This is a genomic window from Pseudomonas sp. ES4, assembly GCF_050586665.1.
Lineage (GTDB): Bacteria > Pseudomonadota > Gammaproteobacteria > Pseudomonadales > Pseudomonadaceae > Aquipseudomonas > Aquipseudomonas frederiksbergensis.
The window spans coordinates 44203-58150 of record NZ_JBOBDO010000019.1 but is presented as its reverse complement, the minus strand read 5'-3'; the positions used below and the strand labels follow the sequence as shown (position 1 = coordinate 58150).

Annotated in this window: 14 protein-coding genes; 4 read left to right on the top strand and 10 right to left on the bottom strand. The window is 58.8% G+C overall.

Going from position 1 to position 13948, the window contains the following annotated elements:
• Positions 1-82: 82 nt before the first annotated feature.
• Together ACQ4OB_RS20080 and ACQ4OB_RS20075 are read right to left on the bottom strand one after the other, a co-directional pair.
• Positions 83-1153, bottom strand: a complete 1071-nt coding sequence (locus ACQ4OB_RS20080) for an AI-2E family transporter (RefSeq protein WP_430956313.1) — start codon at positions 1151-1153, stop codon at positions 83-85.
• A gap of 31 nt (positions 1154-1184) precedes the next feature.
• Entirely contained in the window at positions 1185-1424 is a 240-nt protein-coding gene (locus ACQ4OB_RS20075; protein ID WP_430956312.1) for a sulfurtransferase TusA family protein, read from the bottom strand.
• A gap of 98 nt (positions 1425-1522) precedes the next feature.
• Between ACQ4OB_RS20075 and ACQ4OB_RS20070 the strand changes: the two genes are divergently transcribed.
• Positions 1523-2956 carry a M48 family metalloprotease gene (locus ACQ4OB_RS20070; RefSeq protein WP_102615526.1) on the top strand — a complete coding sequence of 478 codons (1434 nt, stop codon included), beginning with the start codon at positions 1523-1525 and terminating at the stop codon, positions 2954-2956.
• A gap of 78 nt (positions 2957-3034) precedes the next feature.
• On the opposite strand, the gene ACQ4OB_RS20065 is transcribed toward ACQ4OB_RS20070, so the two are convergent.
• The 4 genes from ACQ4OB_RS20065 to rpoE all read right to left on the bottom strand — a co-directional run bounded on the left by ACQ4OB_RS20065 (position 3035) and on the right by rpoE (position 6808).
• Positions 3035-4462 carry a DegQ family serine endoprotease gene (locus ACQ4OB_RS20065; RefSeq protein ID WP_074874281.1) on the bottom strand — a complete coding sequence of 476 codons (1428 nt, stop codon included), beginning with the start codon at positions 4460-4462 and terminating at the stop codon, positions 3035-3037.
• 181 nt (positions 4463-4643) lie between these two features.
• Positions 4644-5600 (bottom strand): MucB/RseB C-terminal domain-containing protein, encoded by a 957-nt coding sequence (locus ACQ4OB_RS20060; protein ID WP_074874280.1) that lies wholly within the window; start codon positions 5598-5600, stop codon positions 4644-4646.
• 8 nt (positions 5601-5608) lie between these two features.
• Entirely contained in the window at positions 5609-6196 is a 588-nt protein-coding gene (locus tag ACQ4OB_RS20055) for a sigma-E factor negative regulatory protein (protein WP_074874279.1), read from the bottom strand.
• Between the two features lie 30 nt (positions 6197-6226).
• Complete coding sequence (gene rpoE, locus ACQ4OB_RS20050) at positions 6227-6808, bottom strand: RNA polymerase sigma factor RpoE (RefSeq protein WP_007944079.1); 582 nt, start codon at positions 6806-6808, stop codon at positions 6227-6229.
• A gap of 560 nt (positions 6809-7368) precedes the next feature.
• On the opposite strand from rpoE, the gene nadB reads away from it, so the two are divergent.
• Positions 7369-8985: an L-aspartate oxidase gene (gene nadB, locus ACQ4OB_RS20045; protein WP_074874278.1), complete on the top strand. Its 1617-nt coding sequence runs from the start codon at positions 7369-7371 to the stop codon at positions 8983-8985.
• On the opposite strand, the gene ACQ4OB_RS20040 is transcribed toward nadB, so the two are convergent.
• Positions 8954-9406, bottom strand: a complete 453-nt coding sequence (locus ACQ4OB_RS20040) for a protein YgfX (protein ID WP_074874277.1) — start codon at positions 9404-9406, stop codon at positions 8954-8956. The genes nadB and ACQ4OB_RS20040 overlap by 32 nt on opposite strands.
• Positions 9390-9644, bottom strand: a complete 255-nt coding sequence (locus ACQ4OB_RS20035; protein ID WP_007944081.1) for a succinate dehydrogenase assembly factor 2 — start codon at positions 9642-9644, stop codon at positions 9390-9392. The genes ACQ4OB_RS20040 and ACQ4OB_RS20035 overlap by 17 nt, the downstream gene beginning before the upstream one ends.
• A gap of 149 nt (positions 9645-9793) precedes the next feature.
• Here ACQ4OB_RS20035 and ACQ4OB_RS20030 point away from each other — a divergent pair, with 149 nt between their 5' ends.
• Complete coding sequence (locus ACQ4OB_RS20030) at positions 9794-10735, top strand: YgfZ/GcvT domain-containing protein (RefSeq protein ID WP_430956311.1); 942 nt, start codon at positions 9794-9796, stop codon at positions 10733-10735.
• A gap of 34 nt (positions 10736-10769) precedes the next feature.
• A complete protein-coding gene (locus tag ACQ4OB_RS20025; protein WP_074874275.1) occupies positions 10770-11591 on the top strand; it encodes an HDOD domain-containing protein in 822 nt (273 codons plus the stop codon).
• Between the two features lie 151 nt (positions 11592-11742).
• Here ACQ4OB_RS20025 and ACQ4OB_RS20020 read toward each other — a convergent pair whose 3' ends face one another.
• Both ACQ4OB_RS20020 and ACQ4OB_RS20015 read right to left on the bottom strand, forming a co-directional pair.
• Positions 11743-13128, bottom strand: a complete 1386-nt coding sequence (locus tag ACQ4OB_RS20020) for a sensor histidine kinase (protein WP_074874274.1) — start codon at positions 13126-13128, stop codon at positions 11743-11745.
• Positions 13121-13792 (bottom strand): response regulator, encoded by a 672-nt coding sequence (locus ACQ4OB_RS20015; protein WP_074874273.1) that lies wholly within the window; start codon positions 13790-13792, stop codon positions 13121-13123. Before ACQ4OB_RS20015 ends, ACQ4OB_RS20020 begins: the two co-directional genes overlap by 8 nt.
• Positions 13793-13948: the final 156 nt, after the last annotated feature.

Below are 13948 nucleotides of genomic sequence, written 5' to 3'. Positions count from 1 at the left end.
TGTCCAGACAAACGCGGTTGAATGTGGGAGCGAGCCTGCTCGTGATGAGGCCCGGCTCCCATCGCATATTCAATGTTCGCAGTTAAAGCAACGGCGCCACCACCGGCTCTTTGCGCGGCCACGCATCCAGTACGGCCTTGAACAAGGTTGCTAGCGGAATCGCAAAGAACACACCCCAAAAGCCCCACAGCCCGCCAAACAACAGCACCGCGCAGATGATCGCCACCGGATGCAGATTGACCGCTTCCGAGAACAACAGCGGCACCAGCACGTTGCCGTCCAGCACCTGGATGATTCCGTAGACCGCCATCAAATAGATGAACTGATCGCTCCAGCCCCACTGGAACAGCGCAATCAGCATGACCGGCACGGTCACCACCACGGCCCCGACATAAGGCACCACCACCGACACGCCCACCAGCAATGCCAGCAGCGCCGCGTAGTTGAGGCCCATAACCACAAAACCTATGTAGGTCACGCCACCACAAATGAAAATCTCGATGACCTTGCCGCGAATGTAATTGGCGATCTGCCGATTCATTTCATGAGCGACGCGGGTAATCAGCGCCCGCTCACGGGGCAAGTAACCTCGCACCCACTGACCGATCATCTCCCGGTCCTTGAGAAAGAAAAACACCAGGATCGGCACCAGCACCAGGTAGATCATGATGTTCACCAGCAACGGCAGACTCGACAGCGAGAACGTCAGCGCCCACTGACCGAACTTGCCGATCTCGCCCCGCGCCACTTCGATGGCCTGCAGCACCTGCTCATCGGACACCAAATGCGGGTAGCGCTCGGGCAGCAGCAATAACAGCGACTGCCATTTGGCGAGCATGCCGGGTAACTCGTTGAACAGCGTAATCAACTGATGCCAGAGCAACGGCACCACAATCACGATGAACACCAGCAACAGCCCCATGAACAACGCAAAGACCATTCCCACCGCCACCCCGCCCGGCATGCGCAGACGTTCGAGAATGACGACCAACCCTTGCATCAGATACGCCAGCACCATCCCGGCCAGCACTGGCGCAAGCATGCCGCCCAGCGTCAGCACGGCGGTAAACGCCAGAAACAGCAGAACCGCCAGCACCACGGCCTCTTCATCGGAGAAATAGCGCTGAATCCAGTCGCGTAACACTTTGAACATCAATAATCCTTAGAAACGAGCGCAGCAGAATTCAGGCTTTTTTCAACCAATAGCGGTAAACACCCGCTTCATCTTCTTCACGAAGCAGCGTATGACCGGCCAATCGGGCAAAGGTGCGGAAGTCGCGCTGCGAGCCCGCATCGGTGGCAATTATCTTCAGCACTGCGCCGCTGGCCAGTCGATTGAGTTCCATCTTGGCCTTGAGCAACGGCAAGGGGCAATTCAGGCCGCTGGCATCGAGCTCGGCGTCATGGGCTACAGCATCGGTCATTGCATCACTCCGGGGGCAGGTGGTCGAGCGGCTAGAATATCTGGTCCGAAGCGTAGTGTCCGGCTACAGTAAGGTCTTTGTCGACTAAGGCTTTGTGCATGACTTTTTTGCGCCCTACCCTGCTGACGCTCGCTTGCCTGCTCGCCTCACCGGGCTTCGCCGACGACCTGCCGTCACTCGGCGACGCCAGTTCTGCCATTGTCTCGCCGCAACAGGAACATCAGTTGGGCCGTGCCTGGCTGGCGTTGTTGCGCAGCCAGGTTTCGCAACTCAACGATCCACAGCTCAAGGACTACGTCGAATCCAGCGTCTACAGGCTGGTAGAGACCAGCCAGGTCAATGACCGGCGCCTGGAGTTCATCCTGATCAACAGCCCGCAACTCAACGCCTTCGCCGCACCAGGCGGCATTGTCGGGGTCAACGGCGGCTTGTTCCTCAATGCCCAGACCGAGGGCGAATATGCCTCGGTACTCGCTCACGAATTGGCTCACTTGTCGCAGCGCCACTTCGCCCGTGGCGTCGAAGCACAACAGCGCATGCAGGTGCCGATGATGGCCGCGCTGCTGGCCGGGATCGTGATTGCCGCAGCCGGCGCCGGCGATGCCGGGATCGCGGCCATTGCTGGCACTCAGGCGGCAGCCATTCAGGAACAGCGGCGTTTCTCTCGCCAGAACGAACAGGAAGCTGACCGCATTGGCATCCTCAACCTGGAAAAGGCCGGTTACGACCCGCGGTCGATGCCGACCATGTTCGAGCGATTGGCGCGCCAATACCGCTTCGACGCCAAGCCACCGGAATTTCTGCTGACTCACCCGGTGACCGAGTCGCGGATCGCTGACACGCGCAACCGCGCCGAACAGGCAAAACCCGGCGGCATCGAAGACTCTATGCGTTATCAGTTGATTCGTGCACGAGTCCAGTTGATCTACGAAGAAACCCCAGGCCTGGGCGCCAAACGCTTTCGTGCCCAGCTTGAAGAAAATCCGAAAAATGATGTCGCTCGCTATGGCCTGGCCATCGCCCAGATCAAGGGCGGCCAGTTGAATGAAGCACGAGAAAACCTCAAGTCGCTTCTGGCCAAATCGCCGAACGAGATCATCTACAATCTGGCGCAGGTCGATCTGGACATCACCAACAATCGTCTGCCGGACGCCCAGGCTCGGGTTGACCGAATGTTGACGCAGTATCCCGGCAACTATCCGCTGAATTCAGTGCGCGTTGACCTGCTGCTCAAGCAGAACCGTGCGCCCGATGCGGAAAAAGCACTGGAGAATCTGCTCAAGAGCCGTCCTGACGATCCGGACGTCTGGTACATGGTGGCCGAGACTCGCGGTCTGTCAGGCAACATCATCGGCCTGCATCAGGCCCGCGCCGAGTATTTCGCCCTGGTCGGGGATTACCGCCAGGCCATTCAGCAACTGGACTTCGCCAAGCGCAAGGCAGGCACCAACTTCCCGCTGTCATCGCGTATCGATGCACGGCAACGCGAGCTGATGGAACAGGAACGCATGATCAAGGACATGATGGGCTGATCTGCCTTTCAAACAAAAAAGACAGGCACAAAAAAACCGCCTCTTTCGAGGCGGTTTTTTATTTAGCCAACAACCGGATTATTCAGCCAGTTTGAAGGTAATGAAACTGGCGCGACCTTGACGCAGAACCCGCATCGACACCGAGCGGTTCTTCGGCAATGCCTTGGCAATATCCGTGAACTCCTTGGCAGAACTGATTGCCTGGTTATTCAGGTGAGTGATCACATCGCCTGGCTGCAGGCCAATCAGAGAAGCAGGACCGTCCTGGACTTCCTTGATGACGACGCCGCCTTTGAGGTCGTAGGTTTTCTTCTGCTCATCCGTCAGCTCGACCACGGAAACACCCAGCCGGTTACTGCTGCGCTCGATGGTAGATTTCGGCAGCGAATCCAGTTCTTTGCCTTCTTCCGGGATAGCGCCGACAGTCAACTCGACATTCTTGCGCTTACCGTCACGAATCACTTCCAGATCAGCTTTCGAGCCGGCCTTCAGCGCGCCCACCAGATGTGGCAGATCGGCGGACATGACGATCGGTTGACCGTTCATGCTCAGAATCACATCCCCTACTTGCAGGCCACCCTTGGCAGCCGGGCCGTCGTCCTGGATCTGAGCCACCAGCGCGCCGGCTGGCTTCTCCAGGCCGAACGATTCGGCCAGATCCTTGTTCACTTCCTGAATCACCACACCCAACCAGCCACGGCTGACTTTGCCACCGCTTTTAAGCTGATTGGAAACGTCCATCGCGACGTCGATCGGGATCGCGAACGACACGCCCATGAAACCGCCGGATCGCGTGTAGATCTGCGAGTTGATGCCGACCACTTCACCGGCCAGGTTGAACAGCGGCCCCCCAGAGTTACCCGGATTGATCGGCACGTCGGTCTGGATGAACGGCACATAGTTTTCGTTCGGCAGGCTGCGACCAACGGCGCTGACGATCCCTTGGGTCACGGTATGGTCGAAACCGAATGGCGAGCCAATCGCCACGACCCATTGGCCGGCCTTCAAGTCCTGGGATTTACCGAGCTTGAGGACCGGCAGATCCTTGCCCTCGATTTTCAGCAGAGCCACGTCGGAACGCGGATCGGTACCAACCAGCTTGGCTTTCAGTTCGCTGCGGTCAGCCAGGCGGACGAGGATCTCGTCTGCATCGGCAATCACATGGTTGTTGGTCAGGATGTAGCCATCAGACGAGATGATGAAACCCGAACCCAGGGATTGGGCTTCACGCTGACGATCCCCGCGTGGCGTACGCGGCTGTGGCGGCATACCGCGCTCGAAGAACTCGCGCAACATGGGCGGCAAGCCTTCAAGGTCGGGCATTTGCTCGTTCACTCTGCGATCCGGCAGCTTCTGCGTGGTACTGATGTTTACCACCGCGGGCGAGGCCTGCTCGACCAATTGAGTGAAGTCAGGCAACTCGACCGCCTGAACAGCGACCGCCTGACCCAGCACCAGCACAGTGGCAAAAATAGAAAGATAAGATTTCAAGCGTGGTATCGACATACGGCTCCCGTTACGACGAGCATGGTTAAGCGATATGGAGCAAGGAACACCGGGAACGATACGCCGGTATTTTTGTTCCGGGAACAACAAACAAGGCCAGAGCCGAGAGGCTCTGACCTATAAAAAAATTCGGGGATATTTGCAAGTTGAAATGCTCACCAAACATTTCGATTTCAGCTCGCTACTTGGTTGCAGTGGCGTCGCTGCGCATGGACAGCGCAATCCGTTCGGCGGTGCCTATCGGAATTTCACCGACCACGGTCACCATCATCTCGCCTTGCGGGGTAGTCAAGCGTCGGGAAACTGCAGCGGTCGGCCCCAACTGGGTGCGAGTGTCGGTAATTGTTGCGCCATTCAATGGCTCAAGGAAAACCGAGAAACGGGCCAGGCCATCGTCATACATCAGACTGTTGACTTGGGTTTTGGTCTCTGGATCCTTGCGGGAGGTACTGCTGGCCAGCTCGAAACCTGGTGGTAACCAGTCCGAACGCCATACTTGCGCGGACTTGATTGCAGAGGCCTTGTCACTGTCGAGGGCGATGGTTTTGCAATCGGGGCCAGGCTGTAAGTCGCGGTCGGAAGGGACATCGGCGGTATCCAGTCGTGTGAACTGAAACCGCTCCAGCAACTGCCCACGTTCATTCAGAAGCAATGATTTGAGAGGCAGGCCGGTTTCTTTATCCAGATGCAATTCAAAACCGTAGCGATGTTGATCACGAGGTTTCAGTGAAACGATCACTGCCGCACGCCCAGCCACACGCGACTTGCCAATGACGGCAAGGTCGTACCAATTCTTGAGTTTTTGTGGATCGAGTGCACGAGCAGCGGAGCTGGGAGAATCTCCGAGTCCTGCGATCAGAATGCCGCTGACGCATTGAGTACGCCCATCAATGCGCACGACTTCCTGTGCCGAGCCGTCGAGCTGGAGTAAACGCTCGCGGACCTTGCCATCCTGGACGAGGTGCCAAATGTTGTGGGTAGAGAAACTACCGCTACGCTCGTAGACGAATGTACCGTGAAAGCTTTGCTGTTGCTCGGCTTGGCCCAGACGGGTCAACCAGTCCTGGGCTTCATCAGCATGGGCTGGAACAACAAACCAGCCACCGAGCAGAAGCGTAAGTAGAGGGATGGCGCGCATGATCCTCCTTAACGGTTTTCCAGGCTTGCTGCACGAGCGTAAGGCAGAGCGCTCTCAGTACCTTTCAGTGCAGCCTGTTGAGCATGTTGGCGCAAATAGCCTGGCAGACGCTGATCGTGCCAACCTGGCTGACCTTGCAATACGCCGTTGGCCATAGGACCAGTGGCTTCCGAACCCTCATTGTAGCCTGCCAATACAGCTGGACCCTTGACCTGAGGAACGGCCAAGCCTGGTTGACTGGAATGTTGAGCCAGTTCGACCCCAGCGATCTCGTCCTGGTTATACAGACGAACACCTGCCAGTACGGCGAGGGTTACCGAAGCAGCGACCGCCAGGCGACCCAGGCTGCGCCATGGACCACGGGTGGCTTTTGCTGGTACGGCTTCGTCAGCCAGCGCAGCAGAGACTGCCGCAGCGATATCCAGACGTGGAAGCAGCAAATCCTTGTGCATAACTGCCCGAGCGATTTGATAACGAGCCCAGGTATCACGGGTTTCAACATCGTCAAAGGCATTCAATACCCGACGCAATTCCAATTCGTCCGCTTCGTTATCCATCACTGCGGACAGCGATTCCTGCAGGGCTTCACGACTCATGGCGTTCCTCTCTTGGCTGTCGCCGCTGTCTCAGTTTTCCTGCAACAACGGCTGCAGGGCTTTATCGATGGCTTCCCGAGCGCGGAAAATCCGGGAGCGCACGGTACCCACCGGACACTGCATGACGGCCGCAATGTCCTCGTAACTCAGACCATCGAATTCACGTAAAGTTAAGGCCGTACGCAAATCTTCTGGAAGTTGCTGAATGGTTCGATGGACGGTGCCTTCGATCTCATCCCGCAGCAATGCACGTTCTGGCGACTCGAGATCCTTGAGGCCATGATCGCCATCGTAGAACTCTGCATCCTCGGAACTGACATCGCTATCCGGCGGCCGACGGCCGCGTGAAACCAGATAGTTTTTCGCCGTGTTGATGGCGATGCGGTAAAGCCACGTATAAAACGCGCTGTCTCCGCGAAAATTTCCAAGTGCACGGTACGCCTTGATAAAGGCTTCCTGCGCCACATCCTGGGCTTCATGGGTGTCGTGCACGAAACGCACGATCAACCCGAGAATTTTGTGCTGGTATTTCAGCACTAGCAGATCGAAAGCTCGCTTGTCGCCGCGTTGAACGCGCTCGACCAGCTGCTGATCCTCTTCCTGGGTTAGCATGAACACTCCTCGATAAGCTCGGAGGAGACTTGCATAACTAAACGACCAGACTTGCAAACATAGACTCGGGCTTTTCGCAAAAGTTCTCCCCCTCCAAGCAAGTTTCCTGCGGGCTCTGATTTGGCACGCACGAAAAGCGCAGCGCGGGTTAACCCGGCTGCGCGAATAATCTTGTCATCGGATTCACCGACAAGGATCAAAAATCACAGATCCCGCGCTGAAGCCGATACTGTCCCTTGAATCAGGCAACGGTCTATTGAGCCCGGGCCTTTGGCAAAAGTTCCAAATATTTATAGCTGTGCAAGACTGACATTGTGCAACCGTGAATAGAAAAAGACTGTTAAATCGCTGATACAGTCGTCTTGTCGCCGAGCCAGCCGAAAAACCATCCGACGAAGCGTCAGGTATTTTCCGTCACAGTAGTTTCACAATGCCATGTGTGCTCGCTATTGTGCCGCTCCCCCCCTCTATATACTAGTGGGCTGTGTGGCTGTCTTGACTCGCCGATCCAGCTGTCTTGCGCCAACCCCGACCCGGGTCGCTTTGAGCGGAATCCTGAAATGAGCCAACAGTTTCAACACGATGTTCTGGTAATTGGCAGCGGTGCTGCCGGCTTGAGCCTTGCGCTGACCTTGCCCGGTCATTTGCGCATCGCCGTATTGAGCAAAGGCGACCTCGCCAATGGCTCGACTTTCTGGGCGCAGGGTGGCGTCGCAGCCGTCCTGGATGACACCGACACCGTTGAATCACATGTCGATGACACCCTCAACGCTGGCGGCGGCCTGTGCCACGAAGACGCCGTGCGCTTTACCGTCGAGCACAGTAAAGAGGCGATTCAATGGCTGATCGACCAAGGTGTGCCCTTCACGCGCGATGAACAGTCCGGCACCGAAGATGGCGGATTCGAGTTCCACCTGACCCGCGAGGGCGGTCACAGCCATCGGCGCATCATCCATGCCGCCGATGCCACCGGCGCAGCGATTTTCAGAACCTTGCTCGACAAGGCCAGGCAACGACCGAACATCGAACTGCTGGAGCAACGGGTCGCGGTCGACCTGATCACCGAAAAGCGCCTGGGCCTTGAAGGTGATCGCTGCCTCGGCGCCTACGTCCTCAATCGCGGGACCGGTGAAGTCGACACCTACGCCGCTCGCTTTGTGATCCTCGCATCGGGCGGTGCAGCAAAGGTCTATCTCTATACCAGCAACCCCGACGGCGCCTGCGGTGATGGCATTGCCATGGCTTGGCGGTCGGGCTGCCGGGTGGCGAATCTGGAATTCAACCAGTTCCATCCCACTTGCCTGTATCACCCGCAAGCCAAGAGTTTCCTGATCACCGAAGCCCTGCGCGGCGAAGGCGCACACCTGAAGCTGCCCAACGGCGAACGCTTTATGCAACGCTTCGACCCTCGCGCCGAGCTGGCCCCACGCGACATCGTCGCCCGGGCCATCGACCATGAAATGAAGCGCCTGGGCGTCGATTGTGTCTACCTGGACATCAGCCACAAGCCGGAAGCGTTCATCAAGACTCACTTCCCGACGGTGTACGAACGCTGCCTCGAATTCTCCATCGACATCACCAAACAACCGATTCCAGTGGTTCCGGCGGCGCACTACACGTGCGGCGGCGTGATGGTCGATCAGCAGGGGCGCACCGACGTGCCTGGGCTATATGCCATTGGCGAAACCAGCTTCACCGGCCTGCACGGTGCCAACCGTATGGCCAGCAACTCGTTACTGGAGTGTTTCGTTTACGCGCGCTCGGCGGCGGCGGACATTCTGGAGCAACTGCCGCAGGTTTCGATTCCGGTTGCCCTGCCCGTCTGGGATGCGAGCCAGGTCACCGACTCCGATGAGGACGTGATCATCGCGCACAACTGGGACGAACTGCGGCGATTCATGTGGGACTACGTCGGCATTGTGCGCACCAACAAGCGCTTGCAACGGGCGCAGCACCGCGTGCGTCTGTTGCTGGATGAAATCGACGAGTTCTACAGTAACTACAAGGTCAGTCGGGACTTGATCGAACTGCGTAACCTGGCCCAAGTGGCCGAACTGATGATCCAGTCAGCCATGGAACGCAAGGAAAGTCGCGGTCTGCATTACACCCTCGACTACCCGAACATGCTGCCGATTGCCCTGGACACTATTCTGGTGCCGCCCACCTACGTCGACTGAACGTCAACCGAACCCGCAGGCGCCGATGCAGATCCGCCGCCTGCGAGTCACGGGGCACACAAATCGCCCTGACCCGTCGTTCACCCCGCAGGCGAAAACGCAGCACAACCAGCAAAGGTAGCGCCAGGCTGTCCGGTCGTAGCTGCACCGATTGCCAACCCGCCTCCTGATTCCACAACTGCCAGCCATCGGCATTGCGACGCAAGCCGCGAAATGCCCTTGGGTGTGTCAGCAGAATCTGTCGCGGTAGCGCCCAGGCGCCGTGAGCCAGACAGCAAAAAGCGCCGAGCAGACTGGCCCAGACCGGTAGAGAGAGAAGACACAGCGAGCCCAGCGCGAACAGCTGGGCCAGAAGATACGCCGCCAGCAACTGCCGCGAGGCATGCCAGCGGCATTCGAACGCATTACTTTGGCTGGACACGATCCAGAATCATGCGAACCATGCGCTGAAGCTCGGGATCTTCCGATTCGGCGCGTTCCATGAACCAGCCGAACATGTCCTGATCTTCGCATTCGAGCAGCTTGCGGTAGCAATCGCGGTCGACATCGTTGAGGTGCGGATAGACCTCTTTGACGAACGGTACCAGCAACACGTCAAGCTCAAGCATGCCGCGGCGGCTGTGCCAGTAGAGGCGATTCAGTTCAACATCTTCGACCATGGAGCGCTCCTCAAATAGGCGGCAAGTATACAGCCCCAGGCGGAGTCGAACACTCGGCTTTGGTCGGCCACCAATGAACCTTTGTGAACTACCCATTTCAAGAGCGCCCCCTTATGATGTCCCCCAGACTCTTTACCCTGCGATGACCCATGGCCGATTCTGCTTTTTTCTGCACCCTGTCTCACGAAGGCGTTCTCGCAGTACGCGGCGCGGATGCCGGCAAATTCCTGCAAGGCCAATTGACCTGCAACCTCAATTACCTGAGTGACACCCAGGCCAGCCTCGGCGCCCGCTGCACGCAGAAAGGCCGGATGCAGTCGAGTTTCCGCATCCTGCTCGAAGGCGACGGCGTTCTGATGGCCATGGCCAGCGAACTGCTGGAACCGCAACTGGCGGACCTGAAAAAGTACGCCGTATTTTCCAAATCCAAACTGACCGACGAAAGCGCAGCCTGGGTCCGCTTCGGCATCGACCATGGCGATGCGGCACTGATCAGCCTCGGTCTTGATCTTCCTGCTGACACCGATAGCGTCGCGCGCAATGACGGCCTGATCGCCATTCGCGTCTCGCCGTACCGCGCCGAACTCTGGGTCGCCGCCGACCAGGCCGACCTTATCAAGGGCAAGCTGTCCGCCGTATTGACCGAAGGCGCTCTGAATCAATGGCTGCTGGGCCAGATTCGCGCCGGGATCGGTCAGGTCATGCCGAGCACTCGCGAGTTGTTCATCCCGCAGATGCTCAACCTCCAAGCCGTGGGAGGCGTGAGCTTCAAGAAAGGTTGCTACACCGGCCAGGAAATCGTCGCGCGCATGCAGTATCTGGGCAAACTCAAGCGTCGCTTGTATCGCCTGGCACTGGACGCCAACGAGTTGCCTGAACCTGGCACCCAATTGTTTTCCCCTACCCACGGCAGCTCTATCGGCGAAGTGGTGCTGGCCGCTAACGCCGGGCAAAACATTGAACTCCTGGCCGTGCTGCAAGCCGAAGCAGCAGAAGGAGGTGATATCCATCTGGGCGCGCTCGAAGGGCCAGCCCTGCACCTGCTCGACCTGCCTTACGAACTGGATCGCGATCGCGAAATCCAGCGTTAACAGCAGCATTTGTCGCAATACCTAGAGAAACGAAATGAGCGAGCTGGCGGAAAAGGTCCAACAGGATTTGGTTGAGGCCATCGATAACGATGACCTGGTTCTGCCAACGTTACCGGAAGTGGCCCTGCAGATTCGCAAGGCCGCCGAAGACCCGGAAATCAGTGTCAGCACCCTGAGCAAAGTGATCGGCCGCGATACCGCGCTGTCGGCGCGTCTGATCAAGGTGGTCAATAGCCCGCTGCTGCGTGCGACCCAGGAAGTCACTGACCTGCACACGGCAATCACTCGACTGGGCATCAATTACAGCAGCAACCTGGCCATCGGCCTGGTCATGGAACAGATTTTCCATGCCCGCTCCGAAGTGGTGGAACACAAAATGCGTGATGTCTGGCGCAAAAGCCTGGAAATCGCCGGGATCAGCTATGCATTGTGCCGCCGCTACACGCAACTCAAGCCCGACCAGGCAGCCCTTGGCGGACTGGTGCATCAGATCGGTGTATTGCCCATCCTGACCTACGCCGAAGATCACTATGAACTGCTGGCTGACCCGGTAAGCCTCAATCATGTGATCGATCACATTCATCCACTGCTTGGCGACAAGCTGCTCAGGGTCTGGGAGTTTCCGGAAATGCTGGTACAGGTGCCGGGGCTTTATCTGGACTTCAATCGAGAGTCAGAGCGGGTCGACTATGTCGATCTGGTGCAAGTGGCCAGCCTGTATTGCCACAAGGACACCGACCATCCCCTCGCCCGTATCGACGCATTCAGCGTGCCGGCGTTCAAAAAGCTGGGAATTGATCCGGAGAACGAGGCGATGTGCCGCGATCTGGAAGAGTCGCGGTCGATGTTTTACTGATTACTGTGGCGAGGGAGCTTGCTCCCGCTCGGCTGCGCAGCAGTCGTAAACCCGATAAATACGGCTTATCTGAATTAACGCGGTGAATGGTTTTGGGGCCGCTTCGCAGCCCGGCGGGAGCAAGCTCCCTCGCCACAGGTGTTTCAGCAACCTACCCGGCGATAAAACTGACCCGCACCTTCAACCCCGCCTGCTCGCCATCGTGCAGGCTGATTTGAGCCAGGTGTGCGCGGCAGATCTCGCCAACAATCGCCAGCCCCAACCCCGAACCGGCCACCTGCTGGTTGCGTCGGTAAAAGCGCTCGAAGACCCGATCGCGTTCTTCAAGAGGAATGCCTGGGCCGTCGTCCTCGACCTCCAGCACGGCCGGTGCCGTGACCCGAAGAATCACGTTGCCCCCCGACGGTGTATGGGCCAGTGCGTTATCCACCAGATTGCTCAACAGTTCATTCAACAGCGTTGGCTCGCCGCGTAACCACACCGGTTCATCCGCTTCCAGCGCCAGCGCCACACCACGTGCGTGGGCCAGCGGCGCCATGGCCATGCCGAGTTCGCGAGCCAACTGACTGAGGTCAAGTAACTGCGCGCCGCCCTCGGCGATGGCCCGGGCGCCATTTTCGACCCGTGCCAGCGAGAGCAATTGATTGGCAAGGTGGGTCAAACGGTCCGTGCCTTGGGCGACAGTTTCCAATGTACTGCGCCAGGTTTCGGGTTCGGTCGAGCGCAACCCCAGCTCCAGTCGCGCCTTCAGCGCCGCCAGGGGAGTACGCAGTTCATGGGCGGCATCGGCGATGAACTGCGCCTGACGCTCGAACTGCCCGCGCAGGCGCTCGGTAAAGTGATTGAGCGCACGCACCAAGGGCCACAACTCGTGCTGCACTTCCACTAACGGTAATGGCCGCAGATCGTCCGGCTGACGCTCTTCCACCGCGGTGCGCAAGCGTTCCAGCGGACGCAACGCGGCGCTGACCGCAAACCACACCAACAACAACGCACCCACCGCCAGCATGCCCAGACGCAGCAACGTGTCCGCCGCCAGGCTGCGGGCCATGCTGACCCGCGCCTCATCGGTTTCCGCCACGCGGATTTCCGCCATGCCGTTCATGTTCGGTTCGCTCACCGGTTTGAGCAGGCTCACCACACGGACGTTCTGCCCCTGATACTTGGCGTTATAGAAACGCGCCAGTGCCGGATAGTCATCGGTTCGCGGCGTTCCCGGCGGCGGTGGCGGAAGGTTTTCGTAACCGGAGATCAGCTTCTGATTGATGTCGTTGACCAGGTAAAAAATCCGCCCTGCGCTGTCGTAGGCGAAGGTGTCGAGGGCCACGTAGGGCACGTCGGCGCTCAGCGTACCGTCACGTTGGGAGACGCCCGCCGCGATGGTCCGCGCCGAGGCCAGCAAGGTCCGGTCATAGGCGGTGTCGGCCGCTTCGCGACCGTTCCAGTAAGCGCTCAAACCACTGGCCAGCATCAACACCACCAGCAACAACGCCAGATTCCACAGCAACCGCCAACGCAGGCTGCTGGGCTTATGCATCGCGGCTTTCCAGCAAGTAGCCGAGACCGCGGAAAGTCACGATGACGACCGGCTGGCCGTCGAGCTTTTTGCGCAGGCGATGGACATAGATCTCGATGGCGTCGGGGCTGGCCTCTTCGTCCAGTCCGAAGACTTGCGAGGCCAGTTGTTCCTTGCTCATCACCCGGCCCGGACGGGCGATCAGGGCTTCGAGCACCGCCTGCTCGCGGGAGGTCAGGGTCAACAACTCTTCGCCGAGGGTGAAGCGCCGGGTGTCCAGGTCATAGGCCAGCACGCCGCAGCGCTGCAGGCGTTCGCCGCCGAGCACACTGCGGCGCAGCAAGGCTTTGACCCGGGCTTCGAGTTCGGTCAGTTCGAAAGGTTTGGCCAGGTAATCGTCAGCGCCGAGGTTCAGGCCGTGGACCCGATCCTTGACGTCGCTGCGGGCGGTCAACATCAACACCGGCAGGTTCTTGCCCCGCGCTCGCAGGCGCGCCAGCACTTCGAAGCCATCCATGCGCGGCAAACCGACGTCGAGGATCGCCACCGCGTATTCCTCGCTGCTCAACGCCAGGTCGGCCGCCACGCCGTCGTGCAGCACATCCACGGTCAGCCCGGTGCTCTTGAGCGCCTGGGCGACACTTTCGGCCAGCTGCAGATGGTCTTCGACGAGCAGAACACGCATGGATCCTTACCTCATTCAGGGATGGCCGACGCCATTCTTTGGCGCGGAGTTTACAGCCGCAACCGCCGCTGTGAAGCCCGAAAACCGTGAAAGTCTTCTGAAAGGTTAGCGAAAGGTTGGCCGGTTAGAGTCCAGCCACGGACAGTTTCGACTGCC

Excerpts from the sequence above, each read along its gene's own strand:
- ACQ4OB_RS20055 (WP_074874279.1), bottom strand. The coding sequence starts at position 6,196 with ATGAGTCGTGAAGCCCTGCAGGAATCGCTGTCCGCAGTGATGGATAAC.
- rpoE (WP_007944079.1), bottom strand. The coding sequence starts at position 6,808 with ATGCTAACCCAGGAAGAGGATCAGCAGCTGGTCGAGCGCGTTCAACGC.
- ACQ4OB_RS20080 (WP_430956313.1), bottom strand. The coding sequence starts at position 1,153 with ATGTTCAAAGTGTTACGCGACTGGATTCAGCGCTATTTCTCCGATGAA.
- ACQ4OB_RS20020 (WP_074874274.1), bottom strand. The coding sequence starts at position 13,128 with ATGCATAAGCCCAGCAGCCTGCGTTGGCGGTTGCTGTGGAATCTGGCG.
- ACQ4OB_RS20070 (WP_102615526.1), top strand. The coding sequence starts at position 1,523 with ATGACTTTTTTGCGCCCTACCCTGCTGACGCTCGCTTGCCTGCTCGCC.
- ACQ4OB_RS20060 (WP_074874280.1), bottom strand. The coding sequence starts at position 5,600 with ATGCGCGCCATCCCTCTACTTACGCTTCTGCTCGGTGGCTGGTTTGTT.
- ACQ4OB_RS20075 (WP_430956312.1), bottom strand. The coding sequence starts at position 1,424 with ATGACCGATGCTGTAGCCCATGACGCCGAGCTCGATGCCAGCGGCCTG.
- ACQ4OB_RS20065 (WP_074874281.1), bottom strand. The coding sequence starts at position 4,462 with ATGTCGATACCACGCTTGAAATCTTATCTTTCTATTTTTGCCACTGTG.
- ACQ4OB_RS20030 (WP_430956311.1), top strand. The coding sequence starts at position 9,794 with ATGGCCGATTCTGCTTTTTTCTGCACCCTGTCTCACGAAGGCGTTCTC.
- ACQ4OB_RS20025 (WP_074874275.1), top strand. The coding sequence starts at position 10,770 with ATGAGCGAGCTGGCGGAAAAGGTCCAACAGGATTTGGTTGAGGCCATC.
- nadB (WP_074874278.1), top strand. The coding sequence starts at position 7,369 with ATGAGCCAACAGTTTCAACACGATGTTCTGGTAATTGGCAGCGGTGCT.
- ACQ4OB_RS20035 (WP_007944081.1), bottom strand. The coding sequence starts at position 9,644 with ATGGTCGAAGATGTTGAACTGAATCGCCTCTACTGGCACAGCCGCCGC.
- ACQ4OB_RS20015 (WP_074874273.1), bottom strand. The coding sequence starts at position 13,792 with ATGCGTGTTCTGCTCGTCGAAGACCATCTGCAGCTGGCCGAAAGTGTC.